The sequence below is a fragment of the Carboxylicivirga sp. M1479 genome (assembly GCF_007097485.1).
In the GTDB taxonomy this organism is placed as follows: Bacteria; Bacteroidota; Bacteroidia; order Bacteroidales; family Marinilabiliaceae; genus Carboxylicivirga.
On record NZ_VKDE01000015.1, the window covers coordinates 126585 to 152343 of the forward strand.

The 25759-nt window shown below is 38.7% G+C and carries 28 protein-coding genes; 1 reads left to right on the top strand and 27 read right to left on the bottom strand.

Going from position 1 to position 25759, the window contains the following annotated elements; all coding sequences use genetic code 11:
* Positions 1-72 precede the first annotated feature (72 nt).
* The 7 genes from FNN09_RS10490 to FNN09_RS21135 all read right to left on the bottom strand — a co-directional run bounded on the left by FNN09_RS10490 (position 73) and on the right by FNN09_RS21135 (position 5036).
* Positions 73-774 carry a WG repeat-containing protein gene (locus FNN09_RS10490; RefSeq protein ID WP_143302227.1) on the bottom strand — a complete coding sequence of 234 codons (702 nt, stop codon included), beginning with the start codon at positions 772-774 and terminating at the stop codon, positions 73-75.
* Positions 771-1733 (bottom strand): methyltransferase, encoded by a 963-nt coding sequence (locus tag FNN09_RS10495; protein WP_143302229.1) that lies wholly within the window; start codon positions 1731-1733, stop codon positions 771-773. The genes FNN09_RS10490 and FNN09_RS10495 overlap by 4 nt, the downstream gene beginning before the upstream one ends.
* On the bottom strand, positions 1730-2431 hold the full coding sequence (locus FNN09_RS10500; RefSeq protein WP_143302231.1) for a tyrosine-protein phosphatase: 702 nt from the start codon (positions 2429-2431) through the stop codon (positions 1730-1732). Before FNN09_RS10500 ends, FNN09_RS10495 begins: the two co-directional genes overlap by 4 nt.
* Positions 2398-3420, bottom strand: coding sequence for a radical SAM protein (locus FNN09_RS10505; RefSeq protein ID WP_143302233.1), 1023 nt, complete (start codon positions 3418-3420; stop codon positions 2398-2400). The genes FNN09_RS10500 and FNN09_RS10505 overlap by 34 nt, the downstream gene beginning before the upstream one ends.
* A complete protein-coding gene (locus FNN09_RS10510) occupies positions 3404-4690 on the bottom strand; it encodes a glycosyltransferase (protein WP_143302235.1) in 1287 nt (428 codons plus the stop codon). The genes FNN09_RS10505 and FNN09_RS10510 overlap by 17 nt, the downstream gene beginning before the upstream one ends.
* A 65-nt stretch (positions 4691-4755) precedes the next feature.
* Positions 4756-4896 (bottom strand): hypothetical protein, encoded by a 141-nt coding sequence (locus FNN09_RS21130; RefSeq protein WP_185968961.1) that lies wholly within the window; start codon positions 4894-4896, stop codon positions 4756-4758.
* 2 nt (positions 4897-4898) lie between these two features.
* The gene (locus tag FNN09_RS21135; RefSeq protein WP_185968962.1) at positions 4899-5036 is read right to left on the bottom strand and encodes a hypothetical protein; all 138 of its coding nucleotides are present in this window, start codon (positions 5034-5036) and stop codon (positions 4899-4901) included.
* 180 nt (positions 5037-5216) lie between these two features.
* Here FNN09_RS21135 and FNN09_RS10515 point away from each other — a divergent pair, with 180 nt between their 5' ends.
* Positions 5217-6125: an ATP-binding protein gene (locus FNN09_RS10515; protein ID WP_143302237.1), complete on the top strand. Its 909-nt coding sequence runs from the start codon at positions 5217-5219 to the stop codon at positions 6123-6125.
* 31 nt (positions 6126-6156) lie between these two features.
* Here FNN09_RS10515 and FNN09_RS10520 read toward each other — a convergent pair whose 3' ends face one another.
* From FNN09_RS10520 to FNN09_RS10610, 20 genes are all read right to left on the bottom strand, one after another.
* Positions 6157-6711 (bottom strand): glycoside hydrolase family 108 protein, encoded by a 555-nt coding sequence (locus tag FNN09_RS10520; RefSeq protein ID WP_143302239.1) that lies wholly within the window; start codon positions 6709-6711, stop codon positions 6157-6159.
* Entirely contained in the window at positions 6698-7120 is a 423-nt protein-coding gene (locus FNN09_RS10525) for a hypothetical protein (protein WP_143302241.1), read from the bottom strand. Before FNN09_RS10525 ends, FNN09_RS10520 begins: the two co-directional genes overlap by 14 nt.
* The gene (locus FNN09_RS10530) at positions 7117-7449 is read right to left on the bottom strand and encodes a hypothetical protein (protein WP_221932480.1); all 333 of its coding nucleotides are present in this window, start codon (positions 7447-7449) and stop codon (positions 7117-7119) included. The genes FNN09_RS10525 and FNN09_RS10530 overlap by 4 nt, the downstream gene beginning before the upstream one ends.
* A 2-nt stretch (positions 7450-7451) precedes the next feature.
* Positions 7452-8066, bottom strand: coding sequence for a hypothetical protein (locus FNN09_RS10535; protein WP_143302245.1), 615 nt, complete (start codon positions 8064-8066; stop codon positions 7452-7454).
* A gap of 14 nt (positions 8067-8080) precedes the next feature.
* Positions 8081-8995: a hypothetical protein gene (locus FNN09_RS10540; protein ID WP_143302247.1), complete on the bottom strand. Its 915-nt coding sequence runs from the start codon at positions 8993-8995 to the stop codon at positions 8081-8083.
* Between the two features lie 31 nt (positions 8996-9026).
* Positions 9027-12944, bottom strand: a complete 3918-nt coding sequence (locus FNN09_RS10545; protein ID WP_143302249.1) for a strawberry notch-like NTP hydrolase domain-containing protein — start codon at positions 12942-12944, stop codon at positions 9027-9029.
* On the bottom strand, positions 12928-13959 hold the full coding sequence (locus tag FNN09_RS10550) for a hypothetical protein (protein WP_143302250.1): 1032 nt from the start codon (positions 13957-13959) through the stop codon (positions 12928-12930). Before FNN09_RS10550 ends, FNN09_RS10545 begins: the two co-directional genes overlap by 17 nt.
* Before the next feature lie 7 nt (positions 13960-13966).
* On the bottom strand, positions 13967-14467 hold the full coding sequence (locus FNN09_RS10555) for a hypothetical protein (protein ID WP_143302252.1): 501 nt from the start codon (positions 14465-14467) through the stop codon (positions 13967-13969).
* Positions 14468-14469: 2 nt separating this feature from the next.
* The gene (locus FNN09_RS10560) at positions 14470-16971 is read right to left on the bottom strand and encodes a hypothetical protein (RefSeq protein ID WP_143302254.1); all 2502 of its coding nucleotides are present in this window, start codon (positions 16969-16971) and stop codon (positions 14470-14472) included.
* Positions 16972-17023: 52 nt separating this feature from the next.
* Positions 17024-17647 carry a hypothetical protein gene (locus FNN09_RS10565; RefSeq protein WP_143302256.1) on the bottom strand — a complete coding sequence of 208 codons (624 nt, stop codon included), beginning with the start codon at positions 17645-17647 and terminating at the stop codon, positions 17024-17026.
* Between the two features lie 14 nt (positions 17648-17661).
* Positions 17662-18132, bottom strand: a complete 471-nt coding sequence (locus FNN09_RS10570; protein WP_143302258.1) for a hypothetical protein — start codon at positions 18130-18132, stop codon at positions 17662-17664.
* Complete coding sequence (locus FNN09_RS21140) at positions 18132-18308, bottom strand: hypothetical protein (protein ID WP_185968963.1); 177 nt, start codon at positions 18306-18308, stop codon at positions 18132-18134. Before FNN09_RS21140 ends, FNN09_RS10570 begins: the two co-directional genes overlap by 1 nt.
* A gap of 34 nt (positions 18309-18342) precedes the next feature.
* Positions 18343-19437 carry a hypothetical protein gene (locus tag FNN09_RS10575; protein ID WP_143302260.1) on the bottom strand — a complete coding sequence of 365 codons (1095 nt, stop codon included), beginning with the start codon at positions 19435-19437 and terminating at the stop codon, positions 18343-18345.
* A 7-nt stretch (positions 19438-19444) separates the two neighbouring features.
* A complete protein-coding gene (locus FNN09_RS10580; RefSeq protein WP_143302261.1) occupies positions 19445-19795 on the bottom strand; it encodes a hypothetical protein in 351 nt (116 codons plus the stop codon).
* Complete coding sequence (locus FNN09_RS10585) at positions 19782-20558, bottom strand: hypothetical protein (RefSeq protein WP_143302263.1); 777 nt, start codon at positions 20556-20558, stop codon at positions 19782-19784. Before FNN09_RS10585 ends, FNN09_RS10580 begins: the two co-directional genes overlap by 14 nt.
* Before the next feature lie 20 nt (positions 20559-20578).
* Positions 20579-20959, bottom strand: coding sequence for a hypothetical protein (locus FNN09_RS10590; RefSeq protein ID WP_143302265.1), 381 nt, complete (start codon positions 20957-20959; stop codon positions 20579-20581).
* Between the two features lie 72 nt (positions 20960-21031).
* Complete coding sequence (locus tag FNN09_RS10595) at positions 21032-21877, bottom strand: hypothetical protein (protein WP_143302267.1); 846 nt, start codon at positions 21875-21877, stop codon at positions 21032-21034.
* A gap of 64 nt (positions 21878-21941) precedes the next feature.
* A complete protein-coding gene (locus FNN09_RS10600) occupies positions 21942-22604 on the bottom strand; it encodes a hypothetical protein (RefSeq protein WP_143302269.1) in 663 nt (220 codons plus the stop codon).
* A gap of 32 nt (positions 22605-22636) precedes the next feature.
* Complete coding sequence (locus FNN09_RS10605) at positions 22637-25090, bottom strand: hypothetical protein (protein WP_143302271.1); 2454 nt, start codon at positions 25088-25090, stop codon at positions 22637-22639.
* Between the two features lie 103 nt (positions 25091-25193).
* Entirely contained in the window at positions 25194-25430 is a 237-nt protein-coding gene (locus tag FNN09_RS10610; RefSeq protein WP_143302273.1) for a DUF4248 domain-containing protein, read from the bottom strand.
* Between the last annotated feature and the right edge of the window lie 329 nt (positions 25431-25759).

The window sequence follows — 25759 nt, forward strand, 5'->3', positions numbered from 1 at the left end:
CATCACAGACTCAAAAAACTCCTGGTTGATAATGTTTCAGCCGGGAGTTTTAATTTTAAGCTATATATTGAATCAAATATTAACGACAACCTCACCTTTCTCATTAATAACGATTTGATTATTATCAATAGTTTCGACCAAAGAAAAGCCATTATAAAATGGTTCTATTGCAAGATACCTTTCGGTATAAAGTTGATTTCCATTTTTATCAATGTGAAACCATCCATTTTCATCTTTGGCTGTTGCAAATGACTTATGATATACCCCTAGATTTAAAAATAACTTTCCATTTAAATCATCTCCAGATTTATTTATATGCTTACATAAACCGTTTTGAAGCTTCACAACTGCAAAACCATCCTTAAAATCACCTGAGTACCTGTATCTATCCGAATACAATGTTTTACCATTTGCATCAATATGAAAGTATTCTTTATTAGAACTTCGGACAGTACAAACATTTTCTTGAAAATTACCTACCCAAGCATATTTTTCATGGTAGCACCTGTTCCCTTTGACATCAATATGAAACCAGACCCCATCAAGAATAACTGCTGCTTTAGAGAAGTAATATCCAAACACTCTATCATATCTATCTTCATAAAGTGGCTTGCCATAAATGTCAATATGATACCATCCTGTTTCATCACATACAGGAGCTAATCCTTCTGAATGAAACTTCAAGACTTCTTTGAAGTTTTTATTAAAAATTTTTTGACCATTGTATTTAAAGAATGTAGAGCATTCTGAAACTTCTATATCTTTCCAATTCATTTTTCTGCTATAATTAAGGATTGAAGGTCATTTACTTTCTTACTCTCTATATATTTAAACCCTGTTGATTTTATGAGTTTTTTGTATTCAGGTAAGCTTCTTTCAAAACCTCCTGTTAAAGCATGCATATTTAAAGATAGAATTGCTGCCCCATCATCAATTTTATCTGTTAAGTTCTCTACTAAATATAAAACCCCACCTTTTGGTAAAGATTCAAAGGCATTATTAAGAATTAATGTTGATTTATCATCACTCCAGTCATGCAAAACTCTACTCATTATAACCACATCTGCAACTTTAGGAATGGATTGAAAGAAATCTCCACCTATTACAGGAATATCTCCTTTATACAAGTCAATCACTTCAGGCTTATCAAATAAATAACTGTTAACTTGTGGATTATGGGCTTTAATAGTATTAATTAATGCGCCCAAGCCTCCACCTACATCTATTATAGAATGGTGTTTTGAAAAGTCATGAACTTGATAGATATTCTCATAGTCATCACGAGCATATTCATACATTGCCCTATGGTAACTCAATAACTTTTCCTTGTCATTTGATATATATTCGAAAAATGGCTTTCCATATAGATGATTAAAAGCCTGTTTGCCTGATTTTAATGTATAATCTAAATTTTGCCATGCTGTTAAATGCTCTGCACCCCAATTTAAACATGCATATTTTAAAGAGTAAGGATGAGATTCTGTTAAGAGTTCTCCTTTGATTGTCAACTTTAGCGTCTCACCATCTGCATGAATTAGCTTTTGCTGTTTAAGAACTGAAACTAATTCTTTTAAAACTTCTAAATCAAATCCTTCATTATCAGCAAGGGAATTAATTGACACAGCAGTATTCTGAATACAATCAAAAATATTCTGTTTACATGCAGCATAAACAGCTAAGTAATCCCAGTATTGAGTAAATAATCCTTTTAGCTCATTTCTGTGCTCAATCATTTTCGTAACTTTAGTTTTAAAGTCGTGATATCATCTTTATTCATACCACAATGAGATAGATACTCCTCTATTCCTCCGACACCCATAATATAATCATAGAAAATCCTGAATTTGCACTCATCCGTATCCTGTTCGCTTTGTAAATAATCAACCAATAATTCCTCATAGCCAGAACCTAATAGCATTCCAATTAAAATGGCAATCAATCCGGTTCTGTCTTTTCCTGCAACGCAATGAATTGCAACCGGATATTCAGATACAGAAATAGTTTCAAGAACAGCTCTAATTTGTTGCTGACAACACTTAATAAAAAAGTAATATGCCTTTTCAGCATTTGATAAGTCTGAATAGGTAGTTTTTGTCTCTTCAACAAACCATTCCGGTTGATTCCATGGGTCAAGAGGAAAATTTATGCAATGAAACTCATGCACAAATGGTTCTGAATATGAATCTGTATTTACTTCCCTTTCCGCTCTTAAATCAATAACAGTTTTGATTTTATTATTTCTTAAAATACTTAAAGCTGAATTGTCATTCTGATATTTGGTTAATGATGATGTCCTAAATATGAATTTGGGTTTTATTGTTGATACGCATTTTGAAGCATCCCTAAAATTGAGAATTATAGGTTGTTCTAAATAAATATTCGGGCAATTTGCACTATCTACAATGGCTTTCTCATTACACATGTTTGACATAAAGGCTTTTGTTTGTAATTAGTAATCAAATCTTTATAAACTTCGCTATTCAACACCTCTGTAAATGTTTTATTTTGGTAGTTTCCAAAGTCACCCAACGAATCTCTTTCTTTATCTGGAGCACAGCATGGGGATATTTTTCCAGTTGCGGAAACCCACAATTCCTTACCTAAAAATGGGCATGTATAACTTTCGGGAATTAAGGACGTTTCCTTTTCATTTAAATAGTCTATTTGTTCCAGTAAAATCTTTTCACCACTTGGTTTCCTAAAAGCATCAACTGCATCATTAGCCTTGTCAACTATTAAGTTCCATTCTGCGATTGATTCCTGATTCTTTTTAAAGGAAAGGTCTCTAATTTCAGCAAAATGCGTCCATAAATGATGTCCCTTTATCCGGTCAACTCCCATGCTTGCCCCAAACTTTATTATTTCAGGTAGTTGATGCATATTATTTTGCATGAAAGTCAATTGCAAAGTTACTCTGCTATAAAAACCTGATTTCTTATGGTGTAAGTTCCTATATTCGATAAAGGTTTTTAGATTCGATACATGCTCTTCAAATGAAAGCCCATGCATGATACTTTCGGCTATATCTTTCGTAACTCCATTTAGAGATATTTTTGTGTCACTAGTTACCGGAATAATCAATTTAGCCCATTCCTTAACTTCTCTTTTGGGAAAAGTACCATTTGTCGTGAGGTTTATTTTAATATCATATTTACTAGCGAGTTGAAAGAACGTATCAATATCTTTATATAATAGAGGCTCACCCATTGTCGAAGGAATAATCTCTTTAACCCCAAGTTCATTCGCTTCTTGAAATATTTTATCTATCCATGTAGAAGACATCCTTCTGGCTTTAACTCCAGTAGAAGCAAATAATTCATTTTTGAAATTGCTATATCTACTGTGTTCCTCACACATTATACATTTAAGATTGCAATCTTCAGGATTTGTATCTAATGTTAATCTAAATAGGCTTTGCATTCTTTGATTCTAGTAAGTAATTATACTTTTGATATAGCTCTTGGCAATGCTCAATGATATTCGGTATCTCACCATTCTCAGAGTGCAAATATCCTTTTTCTCCTAGTAATTTCATTTTTGCTGGATGATTGACGGCAAACTGAAGCTTTTCTCGTAATGAATTAACATTCCGATGTTGAAAGAGTAAGCCGTTTACATTGTTCTGCACATATTCTTTCATACCCCCAAAATCAGCTGTAATTACAGGTATGTGACATGATTGTGCCTCATGTATGACCAATGGTGAATTTTCGCCCCATATTGATGGCACTACAATTGCGTGAACCTTACTGAATACATCTTTTGCCAAATTATGGTTGATATATTCGCCACAAAATTCAACCGGATTTGAGCATTCCGCTGCAAGTTTTTTTAATGCCTTTGTACTTTGGCCGAGTTCTCTACCAAATATCTTGAGCTTTGCTTTTCCTTTTATTCCTTTAAATGCTTCAATTAATAAATTTACTCCTTTGGCAGCAATATGGGTTCCAATATAACCAAATGTAAATGTGTCAGATTCGGAATGTATTTCAGGCTTAAGGTAATGAGTAGGAAAACCATAGTCAAGATAGAAAATCTTCTCTTTTGGCACATTAAAGTCATCAATAAAACGATTCATAAGGTATTTAGAAGGAGCATGAAAACAATCAACTTTGTCAATGACTTCCTTTGTAATTTTCATCCTTTGATTCACCCATTCTGCCCAATGCTTACTATCATTGCTGGACTCAATACCGGATTGATACATTCTGTAGCAAGACTCAGCACATTTAGAATCCTCTTGACGGTCACATAGCTTGTATAAATTTTCACCATCAAAATTCCTTTGCAAAAATTGTCCTCTTGGACACATAAGCCAAAAGTCATGAAGAGTGAACAAAATAGGAATGTTCTGTTTATTCAATTCATCAACTATTCCGGTTGACAAATGATTCAAATGACCGATATGAGCTACGTCCGGTTTTATTTCTTTAATTAGCTCTGCAAACCTTTTATTGATTGCTGCATGATTATAACCATCTTTCCCTCTAGCCATATTGACAAAAACAAAATCAGCACCATCCCCTGACTCTTTTCTAAAGTTAAAGTCAGGTATGTACTCATTTTCCTCTCTGGTTAAAACAGTAATCTTATTAGTCTTCTTTAGTTCATCTACTATGGATTGGCTATATACCTCTGAACCCGCATTGTAATTTGGTGGGTATCCGTGAATTATTTTTAATATGTGCATTGAATAAATATATAAACAATGGAGTACTCTTTATTGACTGAATCAAGAGTACTCCAATTAACAAATTACTTTTTCCCTCCTTTAGAACTTCCAGAGGATTTTCCTCCTCCAGTTGTATTATTACTTCTACCACCACCAGATTTATTTCCTGTTGTTGCAGGCCAACCACCTGCATTCCCTTGTCCTTTTTGTCCTGTTTTGCCCATGATTATTTCTTTTTTTGGTTTGGATTCAATAGTTTTCCTCTGTCTCCCTGATTTTTGTCGTAGGTTATGTTTGTACCTGATGTTCCCGGATTAGAGTTTTTAATGTCTGCTTCGTGATTTTTTATCTTTTTCTTACTCATAACTTTATCTTTTTTAAAAAATCCTACTTCTATTTATAGTCGTTTTTCGGCAAGTTCAGACTTTACTCCCTTAATGCATCAAAGTAATTATTGTAAAAATAATCCTAAAGAATAAAAATGCATGATATTACACTGTATATTTGTAATATGCTTATTTTTACACACTAATAATGCAGTTAAATGGTACATTTTATCACAGATAATTTAAGAGAAGATGCTAAAAGGAAACTTAACTACTTTTTAAAGAACCCTGGCTATTTTTCAATATTAGTACTTGGGGATAATGGAGTAGGTAAAGAATTTATTCTTAAAGAGATTTTGGAAGATAATGACATAAGCATTTTTTATCCTGATGAAATTGGTGATACTGATGATACCATATCTTCAATTTTTAATTCAGAATATATTATCATAAAAAATGTTGAACAATTAACAGAAGGACAACAGAGAAAAATTTTTAGATTTCTATCTACAGCAGATGGTAAAATAGGTTTTGGAGAAAGCAGAGAATTTCGAAGAATAATTTTCACATCGTCCTTTAGTATTGAACACCTTAGAGATGAAAAAGAATATTTACTTGATATGTTTTGGGATAGAATATCACAGTTAGTAGTGAAAATTCCTTCCTTTAAAGATACTATATCAACTATTTTTGAGGATTTTACCTTAGTATGGAATAAGTTTGAATTCAAAAATCATAATGCTCTACCTAATCAAATTGATCTAAAATTGTGGTTACAGGATAATTGCCAGAATTTTGCAGGAAATTTTAGAGACTTGGATAAAATTGCAATCCTATGGCATCAATATAGAATAATTGAATATGATGGATTAGGTAATAAAATTAAGGCTGAAATTGAAAGCAAAATTTTTTATAAGGTCAAAAATGATTTTGAAAGTTTTACACACTTTCCAACACAGAAATCTGATACTTCTAATATTTTTGAATTTGAAAAAGGAAAATCATGGCAGAAAATTGAAGAAGACTTCAAATCAAAATTCAAAAAATGGGCTAGAGAATCATATGGCACTTATAATAATGCTTACAAAGAGTTAAAAATGCCATACAGAAAAATGGAAAAATGGTAAATCCCATGCCAGAGAAAATAATTTGTAAAAATCAATACCTAATACCTTCAATTCTTCTCAACCACCCTTTTAAGAATTTATGATTCTGGCCACGTTGAGCAATCGTATTGTAATAATGAATCCGGGCAGTTTTAATGGCGTTAAACAGCAACTCTGGCGGACAGGAGTTAATTGCCTTGATAGTGTTTTTTCCAATAATTCCATCGAGTTTAAGGTCACTATCAAAGAAGCGATTTAATACTTTTTGTACACCACAGCTACCCCAATAGCCACTATTTACACACCAGTCAAAAATGATTTCTTGTAACGAGCCGGAGTTAATGCTTCCGATTTTGTATTTATTGTAGAAAGTTTGTTTGTAGAACTCTTTAACCATTGTGGTTAGGTGCGGAATATCAATCTTGGCGTTTCGTTTTAGCTCCCCAAATGTCAGTTTGTAGCCATCAATAATTTGCCAACCTTCCCAATTTGGATGCAGGTTTCTGGCTACACCCATATAAGTTTCACCGCCTTTATCTCCGCTTACATTGGCGTAGTAGCCTTCGTGCTTTATTACTCCATCAAAGAGGTCGTCAAATGTCTTCATTCTTACGTTTGGTTTTAAGTTTTACATTGTTTACCCCGGAAATTGCACCACCAAAAAGGAAGTCGATAATGGTACTGAGTTTGGTAGAGATACCGCCATTAATGCTGCTAACAAATGCTATTTGCCAGTCTTGTAATTCAATGGTCTGAAATACGAAGTAGTTAAGCATTAAAACAGTTAAGGCACACCATGCCAGTAAGAAGAAAAGTGCAAAAACTTTTTGCAGCCAACTGTCCTGTGCATACATGTCACGAGCAGAATCCCGGTCTGCAACAGCCATTTTAAAAAGCTCCATTTTGCCTTGAAGCTTTTCTTCCTGTGTAGTGAATATCTCATCAATGAGTTTTGTGCCAGCCTTCAACGTTTCAGCTACTCCGGCATTGGTTAGTTTTCCAAATATCTTTCTCATCGCTCCACAAATTTTAAGATGGTATCAAGCTTATCGTTGAGTTGTTTGATAGTCTGGTGAAACAGTTCCTTACTTACATATATCTCCTTTGAGCTATCTCTTAAATCAGAAACACGTTTATGCAGTATGGCAAACTTATTTTCAGCTCCTTCCAGTTCTTTTGTCAGGTGCATAATGTCTTTCTCCAGTAAATCTGTTTTGGCTTCCACCGTTTCCTTTGTCGCATTCTTTGAAATAGCATTGCGGATGATAAACGAAACCACTCCAACCATTAATGAGCTTAACCCGGCAATCACTACCCAATAGAATTTTATTGTCATTTCCTCCATGTCTAAAAGATTTTAATGGTTTCAGTACTGCCACCCGGAAAGCGGTTTTTCTCCATTGTGGCACTCTGATTCTCTATGTGCATAATGGCATCCACATCATGTTCCCAGTCAGTTCCACCTTTGGATGTTCCATCACGGTTAGCTTTAAAAACCAGAATAAATGATGTATTCGGGAATCGCTTTTTCAGAGCTTTAAACTCATCAGGCTTCATGCCTACGGTTTGGGTACTGTCTAAAAACACAGCATCATAGCCTTTAAACTGGTTTGTATCGTAATTCTCCACGAAGTCAATAGGATTACCGATTCTTAAACGTAAGAGCTTTTCCTGTAAAGAACCTTTTACACCTTCCTCATTGGAAACATACAATACATTCATGCCACATTTGACCAGTAAATCAGCGAACAATAAAGCAACAGAGCTTTTGCCATGAAACCTTTGTCCGTAAATCATCAGGTAAAATGGTTTGTATGGTTTACCAAGCAGTTTACCGAACTTCCCAGATAGAGAAAGTGTAGAAAACTTCATTTTGGCCAACTGGTTAGCTGACACTACCTGATTGGGTGCTACGTTTACAGTTCTTGTTGCCCTTGGTTTAGAGCCACTACTTTTGGGCATTGAGGTAGTGGCATTTACTTTCCCAATCCGGCAACACCTTTCAATCCGTTTAATTGGATGTTGGTAACAAGAAGTTTATCACTGTCGAGATAATCTTCCAGATGCTTTTGTACTTGGTTAATACGGTCGTAAGCTCTGTCTGAACTGGTAACTTTACCATTCTTTTTGGCGTTCTTAATGCTTGTAAGCAGTCGTTTTGCTTTATCAATGGTGATATTACCGTATAGGTTGATGAAACGTTTTATTAAGGATACAGCAGGAGTTACACCATAGCTATCTACAATATTTTTCAGCTTGAAATACATGGAATTCGGCACTTCAAAGGTACATGAGCTACCCATTTCCTTATAAGTCCGGGCAAGGTCGTTACCAATCTTTTTGATTTCTTCGGCATACTTACTGGATTGGCGAATGGTCTTTTCTGTGGCTGCTTTCTGAATCACTTTATAGAGCAAGGAAACTTGACGTTCGGTTACTTTCTTACCATGCATATTCAGATAACGCTTGATTATCTTTACCTCCAAAGGCATTAAAGGCACTTCATTGGGCTTTCGTTTTACCGTTTTTGAGGTCGCTTTCTTTGGAGAAGAAGTCCGCTTTGCTACTGGTTTCTTGTTACTAGATTTAGTAGTTGCCTTTGGCTTTTTCTTGCTGTCCCTGTATTCCTTTAAAGCTTCCTTGTATTGGCCGGATTCCTTATCCAGAATATTTAATGGATGGTCGAACGGTAATTCAGGAAAACGCTTTACGTTGATGTACGGCTCAACAATCTTAAAATGATTATCAAGCATTTCTTTTATATCCTTATCATCACTGTAAAAGTCAGCAAAAGCATCAAACTCCTTGTGTGCTTCACGGGCTGCTTCCGGTAATTGTGAAAAATCAATATCCTTGGTTGCTTCCTTGTAGTTTTTTATTGTAAGCTTCATATCATTTGTATTTTATTGTTGTCGAATAGATTTACAGACCTGCTACAGCTTTTAGTTGTTTCTGCTTTATCAGGATGGCTTTTGCCCGGAGCTTCACCAGTTTTAGTTTTTTGCCATGGTCGATATTAATGTTCTTAGCTTTGGTAGTAGCCTTTTTCTGCTTCGCTAACCTTTGAGGAAACTGTTTTTTATCCTGCTCAAACATCTCCATCGCTTCTTTGGTCAGACTATCAGCGTTATCATTCGGTTTTGACCCTTTCTCCAGATATTCTTCAAAATAATTCCGGGGTACTTTTACTGATAAGCTGAAACGCTCACCAAGCAAATTCAATAACTTGGGCATCTTCTTTTCCGATACCGAAGCTTTCATATTACCCGATACCATTTCAAAACCATCCCGGCTATTTTCCAATAGTTTCACCACTTCCTTATCCGTGTAAATTGGAATATGGCTTTTGGTTTTAGGCATGATAACTTTAAAGGTGTCATCGTAATGGCGAACAATGCTAATCTTGTTTTCTGTACTGATGGTAGCTCCACTACGTAAGCTCATGATGTGCTTTTGCAGCTTGGCTATTGGTGCAACTACATAGCTGTTGGAGTTCTTTTCTGCTTCATCCGGTGACCATGCTTCCGACATAAGGATTCCTTTCTGAACACCTCTTCCTTTGGTAGTATAGCTTACCAGTTTACCGGAGAAGTCAGCTGAACCTTGCAGGATATTTCCGGTAACTATGTATCGGACTTGTCTGTCCTGAGTAAAGTTTTTAATGGCTTCATCCCACTTACCAATCAGGCTTTCCTTTTGCGGTGTGCTTAACTGAAAACTACGTGCCTGAATACGCTCAATTTCTTTGGCTGTATCTCCTGATGCAGGTAGTACGATATACTTACGACTATCAGAAATGGCAAAACGAAGCTTTACAGCAGATGGCGCATAAGGATTGTTTCGTTTTGGATTAATATCAAAACCAAGAAAGATACAGTATGAATTATCGCTGCTCTCATTCTCAAAACTCAATGCCGGATAGAAATATCCATGCCCAATTTTAAAGAACTTGAAAAAAGCATTTAGGTAGTTCTTTCTGTTCTGACTTTGGGTTTTAACCTGCGTAATCTTTTCCTGTTTGGCATCTTCCAGTTCCTCGGTTCGTTCAGCCATGTACTCATTTTGAGCTGCCTTGTCAAATACCGGAATTTTCTGGAATGCTTTTTCGTTTGGAATATCAGCAATCAGCTCTTTGTATTTGGTTTCAACCTCCTTTAAATCGTCTACCAGTTTGCTTTGCACATGCTTTTCATGCGCTGTAATAATATCTTCAGAAATACTGTCCGGGTGTTTACCGTTTAGGTGCTTTTTAATCAGCTTCTCCAGTTCCGATTTGCCGTAGGGTTTCTTCAAAACATTGCATTCGCATTTTTCCAAGAAGGTATCGTTACCAAAAACAGAACGTCCACCTTTCCCGGCAATCACTACTCGCTTATCCAGAGTTTCTGCTTTCAGGTTCAGTACTTCCACTTCAAGGTCGTATTCATCGGCTTGTTTCAGGTATTCCACGTAATCGTTGTATCGCTCAATTACCTCGTTGTAGAACTTCTCCTGTTCCTTAACCGACAAGACTGCTACACGTCCGGTTACTTTAGATGCATCACCTTCCGATGGTGTTTCATCGCTTTCTTTGCCTTCAAATTTGAGAGGATTATCCAAAGCTTTGTTTAGTTCCGGATTCTCTAACATGTACTGGCGAACCACTTTATCACCGTATTTATTCAGGAAGTCATCCGATTCTAATTGTGATTTGCTGCTTTTCTGGTTGGAAGTGGTATTGGCATCCAATGATTTCAGCTTCTTTTTAAGCATCATCATAAAACGCTTTTGTGCCGGAATAGACGAAATAATGTAATCGTAAATTGGTTTCATTATTTGCCCGGTACGGTTGATACGACCACGCTTCTGAATTTCAGTATTGATATTCAGTTCTGGTTGCAGTATCACCATCACACGCTGCTTTACCTGTTCGGCAGGTACTTTATCGGTGACAATCGCATGAGCCGAAGCTCCGGTAGAACCACTCTGGTTAATTAGTAAGCAATCAATTTCATTGTCGTTGAATCTGCGAAACAGGTCTGCCGTGTTTTCCTTCTTTCTACTCATCACCAAAGCGGTGGTATTCTTGGCATTGGTTGAGTTGTATTGAACGCAAAGCTTACGTCCGGTTACTTCACCAACGGTATAACCTGCTTCTTTAATTTTCTGGATAATTAAATCCAAAGGGCTAATGGTGATTCCGGTGGAAGCCTTTTCAATTCGTCTGATAATATCACGATAAGCAAATTGAGCCTCTTCCGATAAATCTGCAATATTGAAAGCTTTCCCTTCCGATTGTCCGTCAATATCTTTTTCGGTATAGCGAAGAACTGAATCCAGACCTCTCTCCAGAACAGTAGAGAAGTCCGCATTAATTACATCGTCCGGTTTTGCCATTCCTTCCAGAAAGCTTCCCATTGTGGATGCAAAAGCAATGATTGGCTTCTTACCATCCTTTAATCTCTGGATGGCATGTTCAGCTACATCAGAAGCATTAATACTAAAGAGCAATTGGTTAATGACATTGAAAACTTTGGAGAAGTAAGGAATATTATCAACCCCGGCTTTCTCTGTTCCTTTCCGGGTTTCAACTTCTTTGCTTTCTGCTGCTGCTACCTTATCAAGTTGCTCAACTTGTTTGTTGATGTACTTTTCCTGAAAGCCGATTATATCCCGGATAATGGCTGTGACCTTATCGGCAATATCAGCCTGTTCTTTGGCTTTTTCTTTTAGCTCAATGTAGTTGACTTCCACACCTTCAAAAGAACGTTCACGCCTAATCATTTGCCCTTCGGAAACCAATTGAGCTGCTAAAATCTCTTGCAATGCCACACCACCTTTAGAAATGGCTTCTACCAAATCTTCTTTGCTCATATTGGCATCACTCATGGATGTCTTTTGAGCATAGATGGGCATGTTATCTGGTCGCTTAGCAAATGTTGCCGACAAGAAACAAACACCTTTGGTTTGGCGAAGTACACCTTGCATAAACTCCCCGGTATTGGAACTACCGGAAGCATTGTGCGCTTCATCCATAATGATGATGTTACCATTACTGGAAGTACTAAGAAATAATTGTTTTGCAGGTTTCTTTGGCTGATTGAATTGGGAATAGGTAGCACAAACAAAGTTGTAATCACCCGGTACTTGTTGGCTTTTGATTATTCGTTCCTGAGTTGGTTTTTCAGGAGCCGTATAAACAATCTCACCACTTTTATCCTTAATATGTGTTTTGCTCTCCTTGGTGTTTACGATAAACGGCACAAGTGCGGAGCTTCCAATATCTGATAAATCCCGGTATAAGTCTGTAAACAGGTTGGGCTTCTCGGACAGGAATACAGGTTGCATCCCTTGTTTTACACCATAGCGGATTAAAGCGGCTGCCGTTCGTCCTTTTCCTATTCCAGTCTGGTCACCAACAATGATTCCCTGACCACGTTTTTCAATGTTGTAGATGGCTAATGATACCGCATCCACCTGTTCAGCTGATAAAGCTTTTACCAATTCATCGTTTTGGTAATCGAGCTTTTCGGCAACATAATCAAACAAGGGCATTCCAATACTTTTTTTGACCTTGCGAATGGCAATGTGCATTTCATGCCCCATAGAATCCGGAACGGTTGTATCGAGAATAAAACCTTTTTCGGCTGCCGGGATATAAGCCATTCCCAGACCTTTCGTACCCAACATTCCTTGCAGGTACTCATGTTCGTTTTGAGCCAGTTTTTGAGTGCGGACAAAACACTTGTTATCCTTGGTTGAAAAGCCCAATTCGATTAACCGGGAGACAATATGTTCCTGTGGTTTTCGACAAAATTTTATTGTTATGCTTTTTTTCTGGAATTTAATTTCGGACTTCATGCTGCTTTTGTTTTAGAAGGATGGCTTTAGCTCTCAACTTAACTAAGCTCAATTGTTTATTATTCGTATTGTTTTGGGGGTTCTCCAACCAAACTCTGTCCCAGAGTTCTTCATGGCTATTTACCATTGTGCTGTGGAGTTTATTCTTTAGTGGAGCTGCACCTTCCGGTTTGAATTTTGCTCCATCAATCAGTATTAACCGGGTGTTGAATGATGTACCCTGACGAGAATAAAGCTTCTTTCCATTGATGGGGATTATATCTTCCACATTGTAAAAGTGATACAGGTAGTTCAGGAAAATTCTGTTTTGTCCGGCTGATACCCGGTCATGTTTATCCCATGAGGTATGACCACCAATGATAATGGCTGCCTTTCCATCATCCTTCATGCAACGCAAGGCATTTAAAGCCATTGCATGTTCCAATCGCTTGATTTTAAACTTTCCAAATAATTCAGGTTGAGAAAGTGAACCGAAAGGAGGATTGGTTATTACACCATCGAATTTTCTATCATAAGCAAAAGGTGGTTTTACCGCATTCCAACTGCTAACTTTGGCAAAGGGTTGCTCTTTAAGGTTGTCTAGCCTGACATCATCCAGTTCATTAACGTAAGTTTGATGATACGGCAAAGCGATGGTCAATAATCCGTTACCTGCCGATGGCTCTAAATACAAGGAATCTGGATTGGCATTTCTTACATAACTCGATGCTAAAAACGATATGGGTGCAGGTGTAGAATACTGCTGCATCAATACGCTCATACTTGTACGCATGGACAAATTAACCTGAGACTGGTAAAGGGCTACAATATCAAGGTATTTCTCATAAGTGGTCAGCAAATGGTCGTGCGCTATCTCTCGTGCATTCAGGACTATTGCCAGTTCGGTGTATTCCTTAACCAAGTTTTTATTGGTTATGCCGAAGCCTTTAGCAATACTTTCTATAGTGGTTTTAGAGTGCTTACGACCATTTAGCAAATCCTCACGAATCCTTGATATGTAGCCTTTCTTATCCATTAATTTTTTACATGATTGAATGAGCTAAATAGAAAAGACCAATAAATATCTCTGACGATAAAGTGAGTTCTAAGCACCAAATACGCTTATCCGCAAAGGCACTTGCAAAAAGGGCAGATATGCCTATCAAGATAGTATAGTTGATATACCCGAAACTGAAATGGTAACTTAATCCAAGAAGCGTAAAGCCGCCAATGGCAAAGAAGTAGTGTGCTAATCGGATTATCATGCTTCGCTTAAAATCTGAAAATACACCAACCATAAATATTCCAGAACCTCCGGCAATTACCATCCAATCAGGGTTCTCCTTAATGAAGATTCCGGTAATGATTATGGCTAGCCCACATATCCACATTACTATTTCAAATACAAGCTTGTAGGGCTTTTGCAAAAAGTAATTACTGTCAGAAATTGACTTTCGTATGCCGTGAACAGCGATTATTGAAGTGAGATATACCACTAATGAAATAAAAGCCGTGAATAAACTTCCTAATACTAATGCTTTCATAATTATTGGAGTGTAATGGTTTTATCAGTTTCATCTGTAAATCTCAACTTCAGGTTATTCCCGGCCACATCAACCGAAAGGCTTTCCACATCTGCATCCACAAAGTTTTTCATGAAGTTGATTTGGAAGTTCAGTATCTCAGCCAGTTTTGCTTCCCAATCCTCGCCAGAGAAAATCCCAGAATCAGCATATACCTGTAAGAACTGTTTAAGGAAGTCCGGTATGTTTTGAAGGTTTGTATCCCAGTCAGCACCAACGGTGGCATTTTCTTCAATACCTGCCAGTTTATCTTCATCAACCTGCGGATAGCTGCGTTTTTGAGTATTCGCTTCAATAGCTGCTGTCTGTTCCTGTGAAATGGTAACTGGTTTATTCTGCACATTCGTTTCCCAGTCTGCGCCAACCGTTGCGTTTTCCTCAATCCCTGCCAACTTATCAGAATCGGCTTGTGGATAGCTTACCTTTTGAGTATTAGCTTCAATGGCTGCCGATTGTTCTGGGGTAATGGTTACAGGTTTGTTCTGTAAATTAGTCTCCCAGTCTGCACCAACTGTGGCGTTTTCCTCGATACCTGCTAACTTATCAGCATCCACTTGTGGGTAGGTATTCTTTTGGCTATTGGTTTCAATAGCTGCTGCCTGTTCCGGTGAAATAGTAACAGGTTTATTTTGTACGTTCGTTTCCCAGTCTGCGCCAACAGTAGCATTCTCTTCAATCCCTGCTAACTTATCGGCATCAGCTTGTGGGTAGCTTACTTTTTGAGTATTAGCTTCAATTGCTGCTGCTTGATCCGGTGAAATCGTTACAGGCTTATTTTGAATATTGGTTTCCCAATCTGCTCCAACCGTTGCGTTTTCTTCAATCCCTGTAAGCTTATCTTCATCTACCTGTGGATAGCTACGCTTTTGTGTATTAGCTTCAATTGCTTCGGCTTGTTCAGGAGAAATGGTTACAGGTTTGTTCTGTACATTCGTTTCCCAGTCTGCGCCAACCGTGGCATTTTCTTCTATACTTGCTAACTTATCGGCATCCACTTGTGGGTAGCTTACTTTTTGGGTATTGGCTTCGATAGCTGCTGCCTGTTCCGGTGAAATCGTTACAGGCTTGTTCTGTAAATTTGTTTCCCAATCAGCTCCAACGGTGGCATTTTCTTCAATTCCGGAAAGCTTATCTTCATCTACCTGTGGGTAACTGCGTTTATTGTTGTTGGCTTCAATATCGGCTGCTTGTTGCGGAGAAATAGTTACAGGTTTATTCTGCACATTGCTTTCCCAATCAGCACCAACAGTAGCATTTTCCTCAATACCTGTCAGTTTATCTTCATCGGTTTGCGGATAGCTTCTTTTTAGACTGTTTGCTTCAATAGCTGCCGATTGTTCCTGTGTAATGGTAACAGGCTTGTTTTGTACATTCGATTCCCAGTCCGCTCCAACTGTGGCGTTTTCCTCAATACCTGCTAACTTCTCTGCATCTTCCTGTGGATAAGAGTTTTTGCGGTTATTGGCTTCAATAGCTGTTACTTGTTCCTGAGTAATAGTCGTTGGTTTGTTCTCCAACTGCTCAAAATCGCTAGTCAGGTTCATGTCGTTTTCCAACTGTGAAAACTTGGTTGGAACGGCTATGTCAATGTTTCCATCAGGTCGGGTAACAAAACCACCATGAATCTCTACACCTCCATTAGGCATATAAACCGGACTTTTCTCTGAGATAAGTAAGTCTTCAACATTCCCAGCAATAATCATCCCACCACTTAATGAACTTACAATTGTTTTGGGTCTGAAATCCGGTGCAGATTTACTTCTTGCAATATTAATAAACGAACCAACCGATGCTTTATCCAGAATGGAATCCTCCACATCCCGGTTCATCTTGAAATAAGTATCGGAAAATACAATCTTATTATAGCCCCGGTCAAATACGCATGACTGGTTGACCTTGGCATCAAAACAACAATCATCAATGTTGGTAGTACTGTTCAGGTAAGCAATTGCACCGTTTGAAGCATCTGAATATTCAAAACGAATATCAGAGAAGTTTACCGCACTATTGTATATTTCGATAGCTCTATCACTTTGAAAAATGACGGGTTTTACATACGTTCCAACTACACCATCCACTTTATTGCTAAGTGACTTAATGTTTATTTGGTAGGAGAAATCACGAAGTACCAGGAACGTTCCTAAGTCGTTGATGAAAGTACCATCTTCAAACATGATGTCGATACTTGCTTTCTCGTTTGTGTGGTATTTTAAAGCCTTTGGTAGCGTATCGAATAAGCGTTGAAGCTTTGAGAAAGGAGTACCTGAAGGAATGACAATTGCTTTTTCATCCAGGTCGTATTCAAACCCGGTAATCTCCTGGTCTTTGCTCATGTCAAATACACCCTGAAACACTTTATATTGTCCGTGTTCCATTCCTAGATAAGCATAATGACCATCCGAAGCCCATTCTCCCTTTTTCAATAACGGTGGGGTTGTTCCCCTAAACATCTTGATTGTTCCCATATTTAAAGTCGTTTCTTGTTTTGTAAATCTTTATTAGCTCCCTCCTTGAGGGTTATATCATTGAATAAGCCCTGTCAAACAGTTCGTTGCTGACGTAATTACCTCCGTTTTCAACCCTAGCGATGGATAACACCAGAAGGCGAAGTGTATTCTTAGTTGGCAAAAGCTTAGCTGTTTTGCTCACCTTTAAATCCTTACAAACCGTATTGATGTAAGCTGCTGTATTGTTCTCGAATTTGGGTGCATACTCCTCGATAAGAGCCGGAACCGTGTTCTTGCCCTTTTCAATATCATGCTTGAGGTCTTTTATCATGGCACGAACACCATAAACCGGAGCAATAAACATTTCAAAACGCCTGTCCTTATTCTGCTCTTTCGGTAGTTTTCCGTTCCACTTGATTTTGGTGTAAATCAGGTTGCCCGGATTGTTATTTCTGATTCCCCTTGGTGCATTGGACAGATAGGTGTTTCCCCCATTCCAGTTTTGAAAGTTCGGAGGCAAAGTATTGTTGTTTGTAGTCAAAATATTTGCCGGACGTGTATCAGAACCACTTGGGGGCAATAGATCACGCTTACGCCTGTTTCTTCTGCGAACTAGTAAAACGGTTGTAACTATTGCCCCGGTGGTTAACACCCCTCCCGAAATAAATAATATCTTCTTTTGCTTCTTATCCATAGTTGTATTGGTGTTTAGAGAGGAATGCCCCAACTATCGAATTTGGGCTTGATTTTAGCAATCTCTTTATCGTCTAATTCAAAGCGTAACCAACCAATCAGGTTGTAGTTCTGACCAAGGAAGGCTGCACGAGTACCCCAGAGGTACATCTTCATACCAAAGGCTTTTATCACCAGTAGCATATCATCCTTGGTCTGGATTTTATCAATGGTGCTGTAAATAGTCTTTTCATCCGTACCAAAATCAAGCATTGCACCATAGAGTGTATTGGCAAATAAAGCAGCATCGGATGGTGAGATGGTCAGGTTCTCCTTTTGGAGTACCATATCCTTTAAAGATGGGGCAACCGTTGATGATGTTCCATCAGGGTTACGCTTAAACATCTTGCGGATGGCGTAAATACCCACACCAATTGCCAATACCGGAATGCCGATTCGTATTCCCGAACTGATTAATGCTGCTTTATTTGTTGCACTTAAATTCATTAGATAAACCTTAGTGCCTTTTTAACTATGCTTGGGTTCTTTGCTACTTTGGTCAGAAGCTTGATAATATCTTCCTGCTCAACCTTGTTGACTGCATTTTGAATCAGGTTGCCCACTTCCTTTACTTTCTCCGGCTTTTCAGCCTCGATGGTGATTCCTATTTTAAATTGTCTCATAATCGTATGCTTTTTAATGATGTAAATCCTATTGCTACTCTCGCTGAGAGTCTAATTCGGTTGATTCTTCCTGAACGCCTTGCATGGATTGATTCAGGAACATGAGTGTTTTGTTGATGAGTTCAGCCCGGTCAAGACATAATCCAACGATATTGGCAATCTTGGCTACATCTTCCAGTTCCCAAGTTGACAGGGCATCTGAAAGGTTCTTAATGATGGTTGCCTTTTGCTTTTCTTCCGGTGTTTGTGGAGAGCCTACTTCGCTAATCTCAACATTGGTTTCTGGGATGGATTGTGGTTCTTCTGAATGGTCTTCTACCAGACCTAAAGCTCCTTTAAGTTCCTCCGGTGATAAGCCAAATAGCTCTGCTGTTTTAGGACTATTGCTTAATATTTTTGTACCGATACCAGATACCACGCCTATGGCAACACGTTTCATCAGTTCGTTGGGAGCATAACCTGCCAGTCTTTGTTCCAAGTCTGTTTTCTCACGTTTCAACTCTTGGTTCTCATTATTGAATTGGTCACGTTCAACACGAAGCTCGGTATTCTCATTACTTAGCTTCTCATACTTCTCCTGAAGCATATTGTAACGTGTCTCAAACTTGAAGTCATCCAACTGCTTTTGGTAGCCTATTCGCTCAACTTCCTTGTTATTGCCGGATAATGCATTGAACAAACCAAACAAACCTTCAATATCATTTCTGGCATTTTCATCTTTTACCAGTCCCAATAAACCGCCAAGTCCTATGCTTGGAGTACTGTTCTCCTCATTCATCTTCTTTACTTCTTCTTTGACAAGAATCTGTATGTCTGCTTTTTCAATGGGTGGTTTTGGTGGGTTCATTAAGCCACTTACGTTAACTGTGTAGGTGTTTAATCTTCTTGCATTGGGGCTTTTGCCACCAAATACATAAACTTTCAATGTGCCGTGTGCTTGTTTTGCTTTCTCAACGGCATTTTCAATATCCTGATTAAAGGATGAAGTGCCGGAGGTTCTTGATGTCAATGCCGTTTCATCAACTCCGGTTAAAAGGTAAATCTCGTAAGCGTAAGGGTATTTTTGCTGTTCCTCTGAACGCTTGATAAAATCGTATATGCTTTGTATTTGCTCTCTAAAGTCCAACATATCATTATTAATTTCGGTGTGGGATAATCTTTACAAACTCCAAGCGGTAAGGCTTAAAGCTCTCTGTATTGGTTTTTATGTCGATGTAATCGGTAAAAACCTGATAGCGGTATTCGTCCATGAACTCGTATTCTTCAGGTGTTGCTGTGAATACATTGTCGGAGCTTACCAGTTCCATTTCTTCGATGCTTCCGGGCAATCCTTTGGTGTTCAGAATCCACATATCATTCTTTAAATCCAATGTCTGGTTGGCTTCTGTAACACGAATGACCGTTGGTTTTAACTGGTAACTGTCAATGGTTCGCATTCCGGCAATACGGTCTTTAGCAATTGTATGTAATAACTCACTCGTGTTCATATTCAATGTAAATTCTAAGGGTTAAAGTGTTGTTATCACTGTTCTTATTGCTCTTGAAAACCGTATGGATATTGCTATTCACTTCCAATGGCTCATGGAAAGGGATAATCTCTTTTATCATGTGACGTACCTTGCGATTGGCTGTCACCATGTAATCACGAAGTAAGAAGCTGTTGCCGTTTACAAGCAGACTGATATTGCCACATTCATAAGGTTCCGGACGCTTGTATTCCTGTTTGATATGCAAAAACACATCTTCACGTTTTTTATAGGCAAACATCAATGTATGTTGGGCAATCAAATCGGCGAATTCCAGATTGTTTAAGTATTTGCCCTTCTCATAAAGACCAACTTCACCATAGAGGTAATCTGTAAATTCGTTATTGAATGTATCGGTAATGTTTTGCTCCAGTTCTTCCTGTTCTAAATCTTTCAAGCAAGTGTACTTGATATTATGACTTAATATCCGGGTGATTTCAGGTAGCATATCACTAACAAAATAAGCCCGGCTATCTTCCTCACTTGAACGTGTGCGTAAGTAGGAATAAAACAGGTCAACAATGCTATCCTGTTCCAGTAAATCGGTTATCAGGTGCTTTGGGAATGACAACAACTCGATTACATCCTCTAACTGACCATCCTGCTTTGCCGTAGCGTTTACAGCAATTCCGGTAATTAACTTACAAGATGCAGGTAGCAAGTCCTGAACGTTAATGTGACTATTGTCTTTCGATTGGTGGGATATAACAAAGTATCGTTTCATCTCGATGGGGGTGATAAATTTTACTTGTTTACTTCGGTTAACAGGTACACACGAACATCATAGCTATCGCTAACTGCAAGGTTTTCGCTGTTGTCTTTGTAGATAATTCGTACAGGGCTGTTCTTGGCTTTCTCATCCACCGGAAAGGCAACATCCTGAATGCTCATATCATCGTTGTGGTGTAATAGTGCCACTTCGGTATCATCCGGGATGATTTCCGTATCATCAATCCAAACCCTTAAAGTTGAACCCGGCAGAGCTTGTTGGTTCGACAAACGAAGAAAGATACCCTTGATACGGTCATGCTCTGTTTTGGTATTGCCGTTAAACTCGAAAGTCTGACCTTTCTTGACCTCAAACTTTACAACTTGTAGTTTCTTAATATTCTCTTGTGCTTCCATTCGTAATTAATTAGGAAAGAAAGGGAACGGCAGTAATACCGCCCCCTTTTCGATTATGAACAAACTCAGTTACTATGCTTTCTCTGTGATAGTACCCAGTAGTGTTACCTTAACGGCAGGATTAAACACCTTATCTCCGTTATTGATTGCTTTAGGCATGTTCAGCTTTGGCGTGATGTCCATTGATGGTTTTAACCATTTTGGATTCGCCAGTTTGTACTGGAACTTACGCTTGGTCGTATCGGTATCATCGAATACTGCACATGAGATTTCAGGCATGATTACCTTAGTTCCCAAGGTCATTTCAAACGTACCGTTCAGGATTTGCGGTGGTAACGCAAACTGACCAAAAGCAAAATCTGCCGGGTCAATATCTTCCTCAGAAGCTCCGTGAGCGTACTCCAGAACCACATCGGTTAAAAGGAAGTATTTACCACTATCCAACTGCGCACGATTCAGGTTGGTACGTCCTGATTTCTTATCGTCTGATGCCTCCATCAAATCAATATCGGACTTGTCCTTGATGCTCTTTACCGTGTAGATAGCTGCATCAACAGTTTGCATTCGTGCATCTTTCAATGCCTTCTGAATCTCAGGTGGCAATTGTTGTCTGCGAAGCTCAAACTGACCTTTAGAAGTCAGGTTCTTTGTAAGTCCGGTTTTAACGGCTGTACTTCTTGCACCTGCATTGTACGACCTGCGAACAGAACGTCTTCGGCTGCTACGTCTTCGACTTCTGCGAGCCCTTCTACGGCTGCGTCTGCGAGAACGACCTAAATCACCAATACCATCAACGGCATCGTCTTGGTCTTCCTCTTTTTCTAATGCGTCCTCTTCTTTGTCAAGAACCGCTTCTTCTAAACCTTCAACCTCTTCCATTGAAGGATACAAATCATTTTGCTCATTAATTTCTGCCATGATTTTACTCTCTTTTGTGTTATTAAAAATTGATTAATTCAAATTGTATCAAACGCTGACGGAACTAGGATTCCATCATATCGCCCGAAAAGATGTCATAGTCCATGCTGTCCGGGTCAAGGTTGGTAATTTTGCCAACTGCTTCTTCCTCGTCATCATCCGAACCAATTGGCTCATCTGACATGGAGAAGTCTTTAGCTGCGCTACCCATAGGTTCATCGCTCATGCTAAAATCACTTGCTGCACCAGAAACCGAAGCTTGGATTTCTCTTTCGATGTCAATATCTGCTGCCGGAAGAGCTTGAGTTACCGGATTCAATGCTTGTAGTCCATCGACTTCCTCGTAATCGGTGTATTCGTCACCCATTAAACCTTCCAGTCCTTGAAGGATGGTTTTACCAGTCGCTTTTTTCACGATGGATTCCACACCTGCACCTGCTGCACCTACCAGACCAATTTTGATGTATTCATTTTTGGTGAACTGTGTAACAACCAAACTACCCATAGTAACCGCTGCCGGAACGATGTAGGTTTTCATGTCCGAACCTAGTAGTCCGCTTACCGTTGGACTCTTTTCAAGCTTTTTAAGTGCATACTTACCAACAGCAAACCCTGCTACGGCAGCAATAGGCTTGCCTATGTTGTTGGTGGCTTTCATAAAGTCAATCTTTGTGGCGGTTGACCTTGTTCTTGCACGAGTTTGACTCGTAGTTTTTTTAACTGCCATGTTTCTAATTTTTATTTATTGAATTGCATTTGTTATTGAAGCGAGATGCTTCCCAATAATTTCTTCTCTGTGGATTTCTTAGGAGTTGACTTACTCTTTGGCTCATCATCCTTGCGGAACATGAAATAAGCTCCGGTTCCGATTAATGCTGCCACACCAAGACCGATTCCAATTTTTGCCCCTTTGCTCATGCCTTTTTTCGGATTAACTGTGGCAGGTACACTTGCTGATTTCTGCATTGGCACAACCGGGGTAATTGGAGTAGTTACTTGCGGAACACTAATATTCGTAGGACTGATGGGTGTCATTGGTGTCAATGGCTGCACCATATCCTGTGTGTTGTATGATTGCGTATCCGTAGTTTGTGGAGCTGCTTGTCTGTTTGGAGCAACCTTGTTTTTGATTTTGGTAAAGATGTTCTTTACTGGTTTGAGCCAACTTTTGATTTTTGCCAGAACTCCGGTAGCTGCACCAACCGATGCTGCGGTAGCAACTGCTCCCATTTGTCCCAGTTCTGCTAATTCACCAATGGATTCCAGACCTTGCAAATCGGCTAATAATCCATCCATGCCTTTTAATGAGAAGTCGGAACTCTTTTGTTTTGCACCTTTAAGAATGGCTTTTCTCAGGTTCTTTTCCTTTCCCTGTAATCCTTTAAAGAGCTTGCGAACTCGATTGTGTCGTTTCTTTAAATCCTTTAATTTCTTTGCATCAATATTGTGTTTAGCTGCAAGGTTATTCGATAAATAGGCGTATTGTAGTTTTTTGGCAATGCCAAACATATTCAGGCGTAAGGCTGCCAATAATCCATTACGAATGGCTATTGAAAGAGGATTAAAACGAACAACTGCTTTAACCACTTTCTTGGCTACTTTACCGATTTTCTTGCCTACACGTTTAATGGCTCTCCAAAAGCGACCTCTGCGCTTTCTTCTGCCCAAACCATCCATTTCATTTTCTAAATCGTCAAACTCCAGTAGCCCTTCAATGGCATCAATATCATATTTAATCAGTCCTTTTTCTGCGAGAGCTTCTTCAATTTCAGCCAGTTTATCCAGTACTTTTTCTCGCTGAGGAGTGTGCCAGAACTTAATGGCTTGGTCAAGCATACTAATGAACTGGTCAGGGTTTTGTATGTGAGCCATCTTACCTTTATTCTCCTTGTTTTTAAGCAAGAAGTTTCTGGTTCGTTTCAGGTAATTTAATGTGGCTGCATCCGGGTCACCAAGTCCGTTGACCGTATCTTCAAAATCAATACCGAAAACAACGGCCATTAGGTCTGCATCATTATCATTTGCCATGCTTCCCCCGGCATAATCTATTCCCGATAAAGCATAGATGGGTAAACCCAATGAAGTAGAACCAGTCAATCCATCAATACCATGAACACCTGCAACCATCTGGAGTGGTGACATGTTAAAGTCAGACTTTTCAAAGCTGTATGGTTTCTGGTAATCGAATTTGGAAAGTACCGGGTCTATGATAATCTCATCTTCACTATCGCCAATGGCAGGAACAAAAACATAGATATGCTGAAAGTTCCTTTTACCATCGTATTTGGTAATTCTGAATTTAAATGGAATACCCAAACATTTAAGGATGGAACCCACAAAAATGCTGTAATCATCGCAATCAATACCGGATGATGTTTTACCCTGTTGTTTGAACTTAATTTGTCCATCGAGCCAGCTTCGGGCAGGAGTACGGAGTTGTTCTGTTCCATTTTCATCTTTGTGGTATTGCAGGTAGGAGTAGGAAAAATCAAAGATGTTCCGGCAGGTACTTTTTAGCGAATCGCCTTGCAACATTTTAGCCAAGTCTTCAACTTCAAGGTAGTGTTCGGCAACCAAGTCAATACAACTTTCAACGGTTTCCAGAACATTACCGTTCTTTACAAATACATCTTTGCCGGATGCTTTTTTTATGAGGTGGTTGTATTTGCGACCGCCTTTTGTATTACGAGGGCCGGATACAATACCCAATTCTCCCAATGCTAATCCGCTCATATTATCGTCTATTAAATTTTGCGTAGTGGTAATCGTTTCCCCATTCACGCTGATGGTTAGCGCAAAGGTCATATCGGCTTTAAGCTGCTGCGTATTTTGAAGTGCAGCCATAGTCAAGCCTTTACCCATTAGATTCAGGTAAGGCACTTGAAATAAAATTTCCGGTTCTTGTGATTTGCCTGCCGGAATAGTCAGACCTTTAATATCGGGGGTGGAATAAGCGATTGCTGAACCTTTGTATTTGGCTACAACTTGGTTAACAGCTATATTGATAGGAGCTAAGGTAGGATTGTAACAGCGGAGTTTTACAGCAAACTGAACCTCTTGAAAGTCCAGTTTATGAATACGAAAACCAAGGAGTGCAAAGTTCATTTTTGCACCGGACAGGAGTTTCTTGCCTTTTTTAATCAGGTAAAAACCACCGCCAACGGCTGCTGCAACTGCTAATGTGCCTAGTACTTTTTTCGTGCTTGCTTCCATAGTGGGAGCAAACATATTGTAGGCTTACCGGAAGGGTGATTGTCGATGAACGAAGGTAAACGTACCTGCATTTTGATTATGCTACATTATTGAAGTTAAACCTCTACAGTAACTCAAATTCTTCCTGTGTTATGCAGAAATGGTCAAGAAGGATTAAAAATTGCTTTCTGGTATAATAATGAAGCTTCTCTTTACGGCATGCAGCCTGTAATAGCTGATTTAATTGAGGTGTTGCTCTAATTTCTCTTCGTAAGGCTTGCATGGCTGAATTGGCATTGATGCTATCCGGGTATAATTTTGAAGCCACAGTTTGCTTTAGGTATGTTCTGCGTAGCTTCATGGTCTTGAAATTTGGTTGAAATTAATACCAGAACACATTCTCCAAGTAGATAAAAGCAGGTTGCTTAATCGCTTTAATACTGCTTTGACTTCCTTTTTAGTGCTTTTTTGAATAATTGAACTGAATTCAAGTATATGTCGAGGATATATTACGTACTTTTTTAAGCATCCCCAATTTTGTAGGGTGCTTATTGAACTAATCGGACGAATGTGACAGGTACAAGCAACAATAAGCCTATAATGAAGGCTTATTTGAAGGGTATATTTAAAAACATTGGGCATAATTTATTCAATTATACCCTTGATAGATAGTGTTGCTAAGATAGAAAA

What these genes read in the sequence shown, in the direction of transcription:
- FNN09_RS10505 (WP_143302233.1), bottom strand. Translation starts at nt 3,420, where the DNA reads ATGCAAAGCCTATTTAGATTAACATTAGATACAAATCCTGAAGATTGC.
- FNN09_RS10500 (WP_143302231.1), bottom strand. Translation starts at nt 2,431, where the DNA reads ATGTCAAACATGTGTAATGAGAAAGCCATTGTAGATAGTGCAAATTGC.
- FNN09_RS10610 (WP_143302273.1), bottom strand. Translation starts at nt 25,430, where the DNA reads ATGAAGCTACGCAGAACATACCTAAAGCAAACTGTGGCTTCAAAATTA.
- FNN09_RS10565 (WP_143302256.1), bottom strand. Translation starts at nt 17,647, where the DNA reads ATGGATAAGAAGCAAAAGAAGATATTATTTATTTCGGGAGGGGTGTTA.
- FNN09_RS10570 (WP_143302258.1), bottom strand. Translation starts at nt 18,132, where the DNA reads ATGAATTTAAGTGCAACAAATAAAGCAGCATTAATCAGTTCGGGAATA.
- FNN09_RS21135 (WP_185968962.1), bottom strand. Translation starts at nt 5,036, where the DNA reads ATGAGTAAGAAAAAGATAAAAAATCACGAAGCAGACATTAAAAACTCT.
- FNN09_RS10520 (WP_143302239.1), bottom strand. Translation starts at nt 6,711, where the DNA reads ATGAAGACATTTGACGACCTCTTTGATGGAGTAATAAAGCACGAAGGC.
- FNN09_RS10605 (WP_143302271.1), bottom strand. Translation starts at nt 25,090, where the DNA reads ATGGAAGCAAGCACGAAAAAAGTACTAGGCACATTAGCAGTTGCAGCA.
- FNN09_RS10530 (WP_221932480.1), bottom strand. Translation starts at nt 7,449, where the DNA reads ATGGAGGAAATGACAATAAAATTCTATTGGGTAGTGATTGCCGGGTTA.
- FNN09_RS10545 (WP_143302249.1), bottom strand. Translation starts at nt 12,944, where the DNA reads ATGAAGTCCGAAATTAAATTCCAGAAAAAAAGCATAACAATAAAATTT.
- FNN09_RS10555 (WP_143302252.1), bottom strand. Translation starts at nt 14,467, where the DNA reads ATGAAAGCATTAGTATTAGGAAGTTTATTCACGGCTTTTATTTCATTA.
- FNN09_RS10550 (WP_143302250.1), bottom strand. Translation starts at nt 13,959, where the DNA reads ATGGATAAGAAAGGCTACATATCAAGGATTCGTGAGGATTTGCTAAAT.
- FNN09_RS10490 (WP_143302227.1), bottom strand. Translation starts at nt 774, where the DNA reads ATGAATTGGAAAGATATAGAAGTTTCAGAATGCTCTACATTCTTTAAA.
- FNN09_RS21140 (WP_185968963.1), bottom strand. Translation starts at nt 18,308, where the DNA reads ATGAGACAATTTAAAATAGGAATCACCATCGAGGCTGAAAAGCCGGAG.
- FNN09_RS10535 (WP_143302245.1), bottom strand. Translation starts at nt 8,066, where the DNA reads ATGCCCAAAAGTAGTGGCTCTAAACCAAGGGCAACAAGAACTGTAAAC.
- FNN09_RS10495 (WP_143302229.1), bottom strand. Translation starts at nt 1,733, where the DNA reads ATGATTGAGCACAGAAATGAGCTAAAAGGATTATTTACTCAATACTGG.
- FNN09_RS10585 (WP_143302263.1), bottom strand. Translation starts at nt 20,558, where the DNA reads ATGAAACGATACTTTGTTATATCCCACCAATCGAAAGACAATAGTCAC.
- FNN09_RS10510 (WP_143302235.1), bottom strand. Translation starts at nt 4,690, where the DNA reads ATGCACATATTAAAAATAATTCACGGATACCCACCAAATTACAATGCG.
- FNN09_RS10540 (WP_143302247.1), bottom strand. Translation starts at nt 8,995, where the DNA reads ATGAAGCTTACAATAAAAAACTACAAGGAAGCAACCAAGGATATTGAT.
- FNN09_RS10595 (WP_143302267.1), bottom strand. Translation starts at nt 21,877, where the DNA reads ATGGCAGAAATTAATGAGCAAAATGATTTGTATCCTTCAATGGAAGAG.
- FNN09_RS10515 (WP_143302237.1), top strand. Translation starts at nt 5,217, where the DNA reads ATGGTACATTTTATCACAGATAATTTAAGAGAAGATGCTAAAAGGAAA.
- FNN09_RS10580 (WP_143302261.1), bottom strand. Translation starts at nt 19,795, where the DNA reads ATGAACACGAGTGAGTTATTACATACAATTGCTAAAGACCGTATTGCC.
- FNN09_RS21130 (WP_185968961.1), bottom strand. Translation starts at nt 4,896, where the DNA reads ATGGGCAAAACAGGACAAAAAGGACAAGGGAATGCAGGTGGTTGGCCT.
- FNN09_RS10560 (WP_143302254.1), bottom strand. Translation starts at nt 16,971, where the DNA reads ATGGGAACAATCAAGATGTTTAGGGGAACAACCCCACCGTTATTGAAA.
- FNN09_RS10525 (WP_143302241.1), bottom strand. Translation starts at nt 7,120, where the DNA reads ATGAGAAAGATATTTGGAAAACTAACCAATGCCGGAGTAGCTGAAACG.
- FNN09_RS10600 (WP_143302269.1), bottom strand. Translation starts at nt 22,604, where the DNA reads ATGGCAGTTAAAAAAACTACGAGTCAAACTCGTGCAAGAACAAGGTCA.
- FNN09_RS10590 (WP_143302265.1), bottom strand. Translation starts at nt 20,959, where the DNA reads ATGGAAGCACAAGAGAATATTAAGAAACTACAAGTTGTAAAGTTTGAG.
- FNN09_RS10575 (WP_143302260.1), bottom strand. Translation starts at nt 19,437, where the DNA reads ATGTTGGACTTTAGAGAGCAAATACAAAGCATATACGATTTTATCAAG.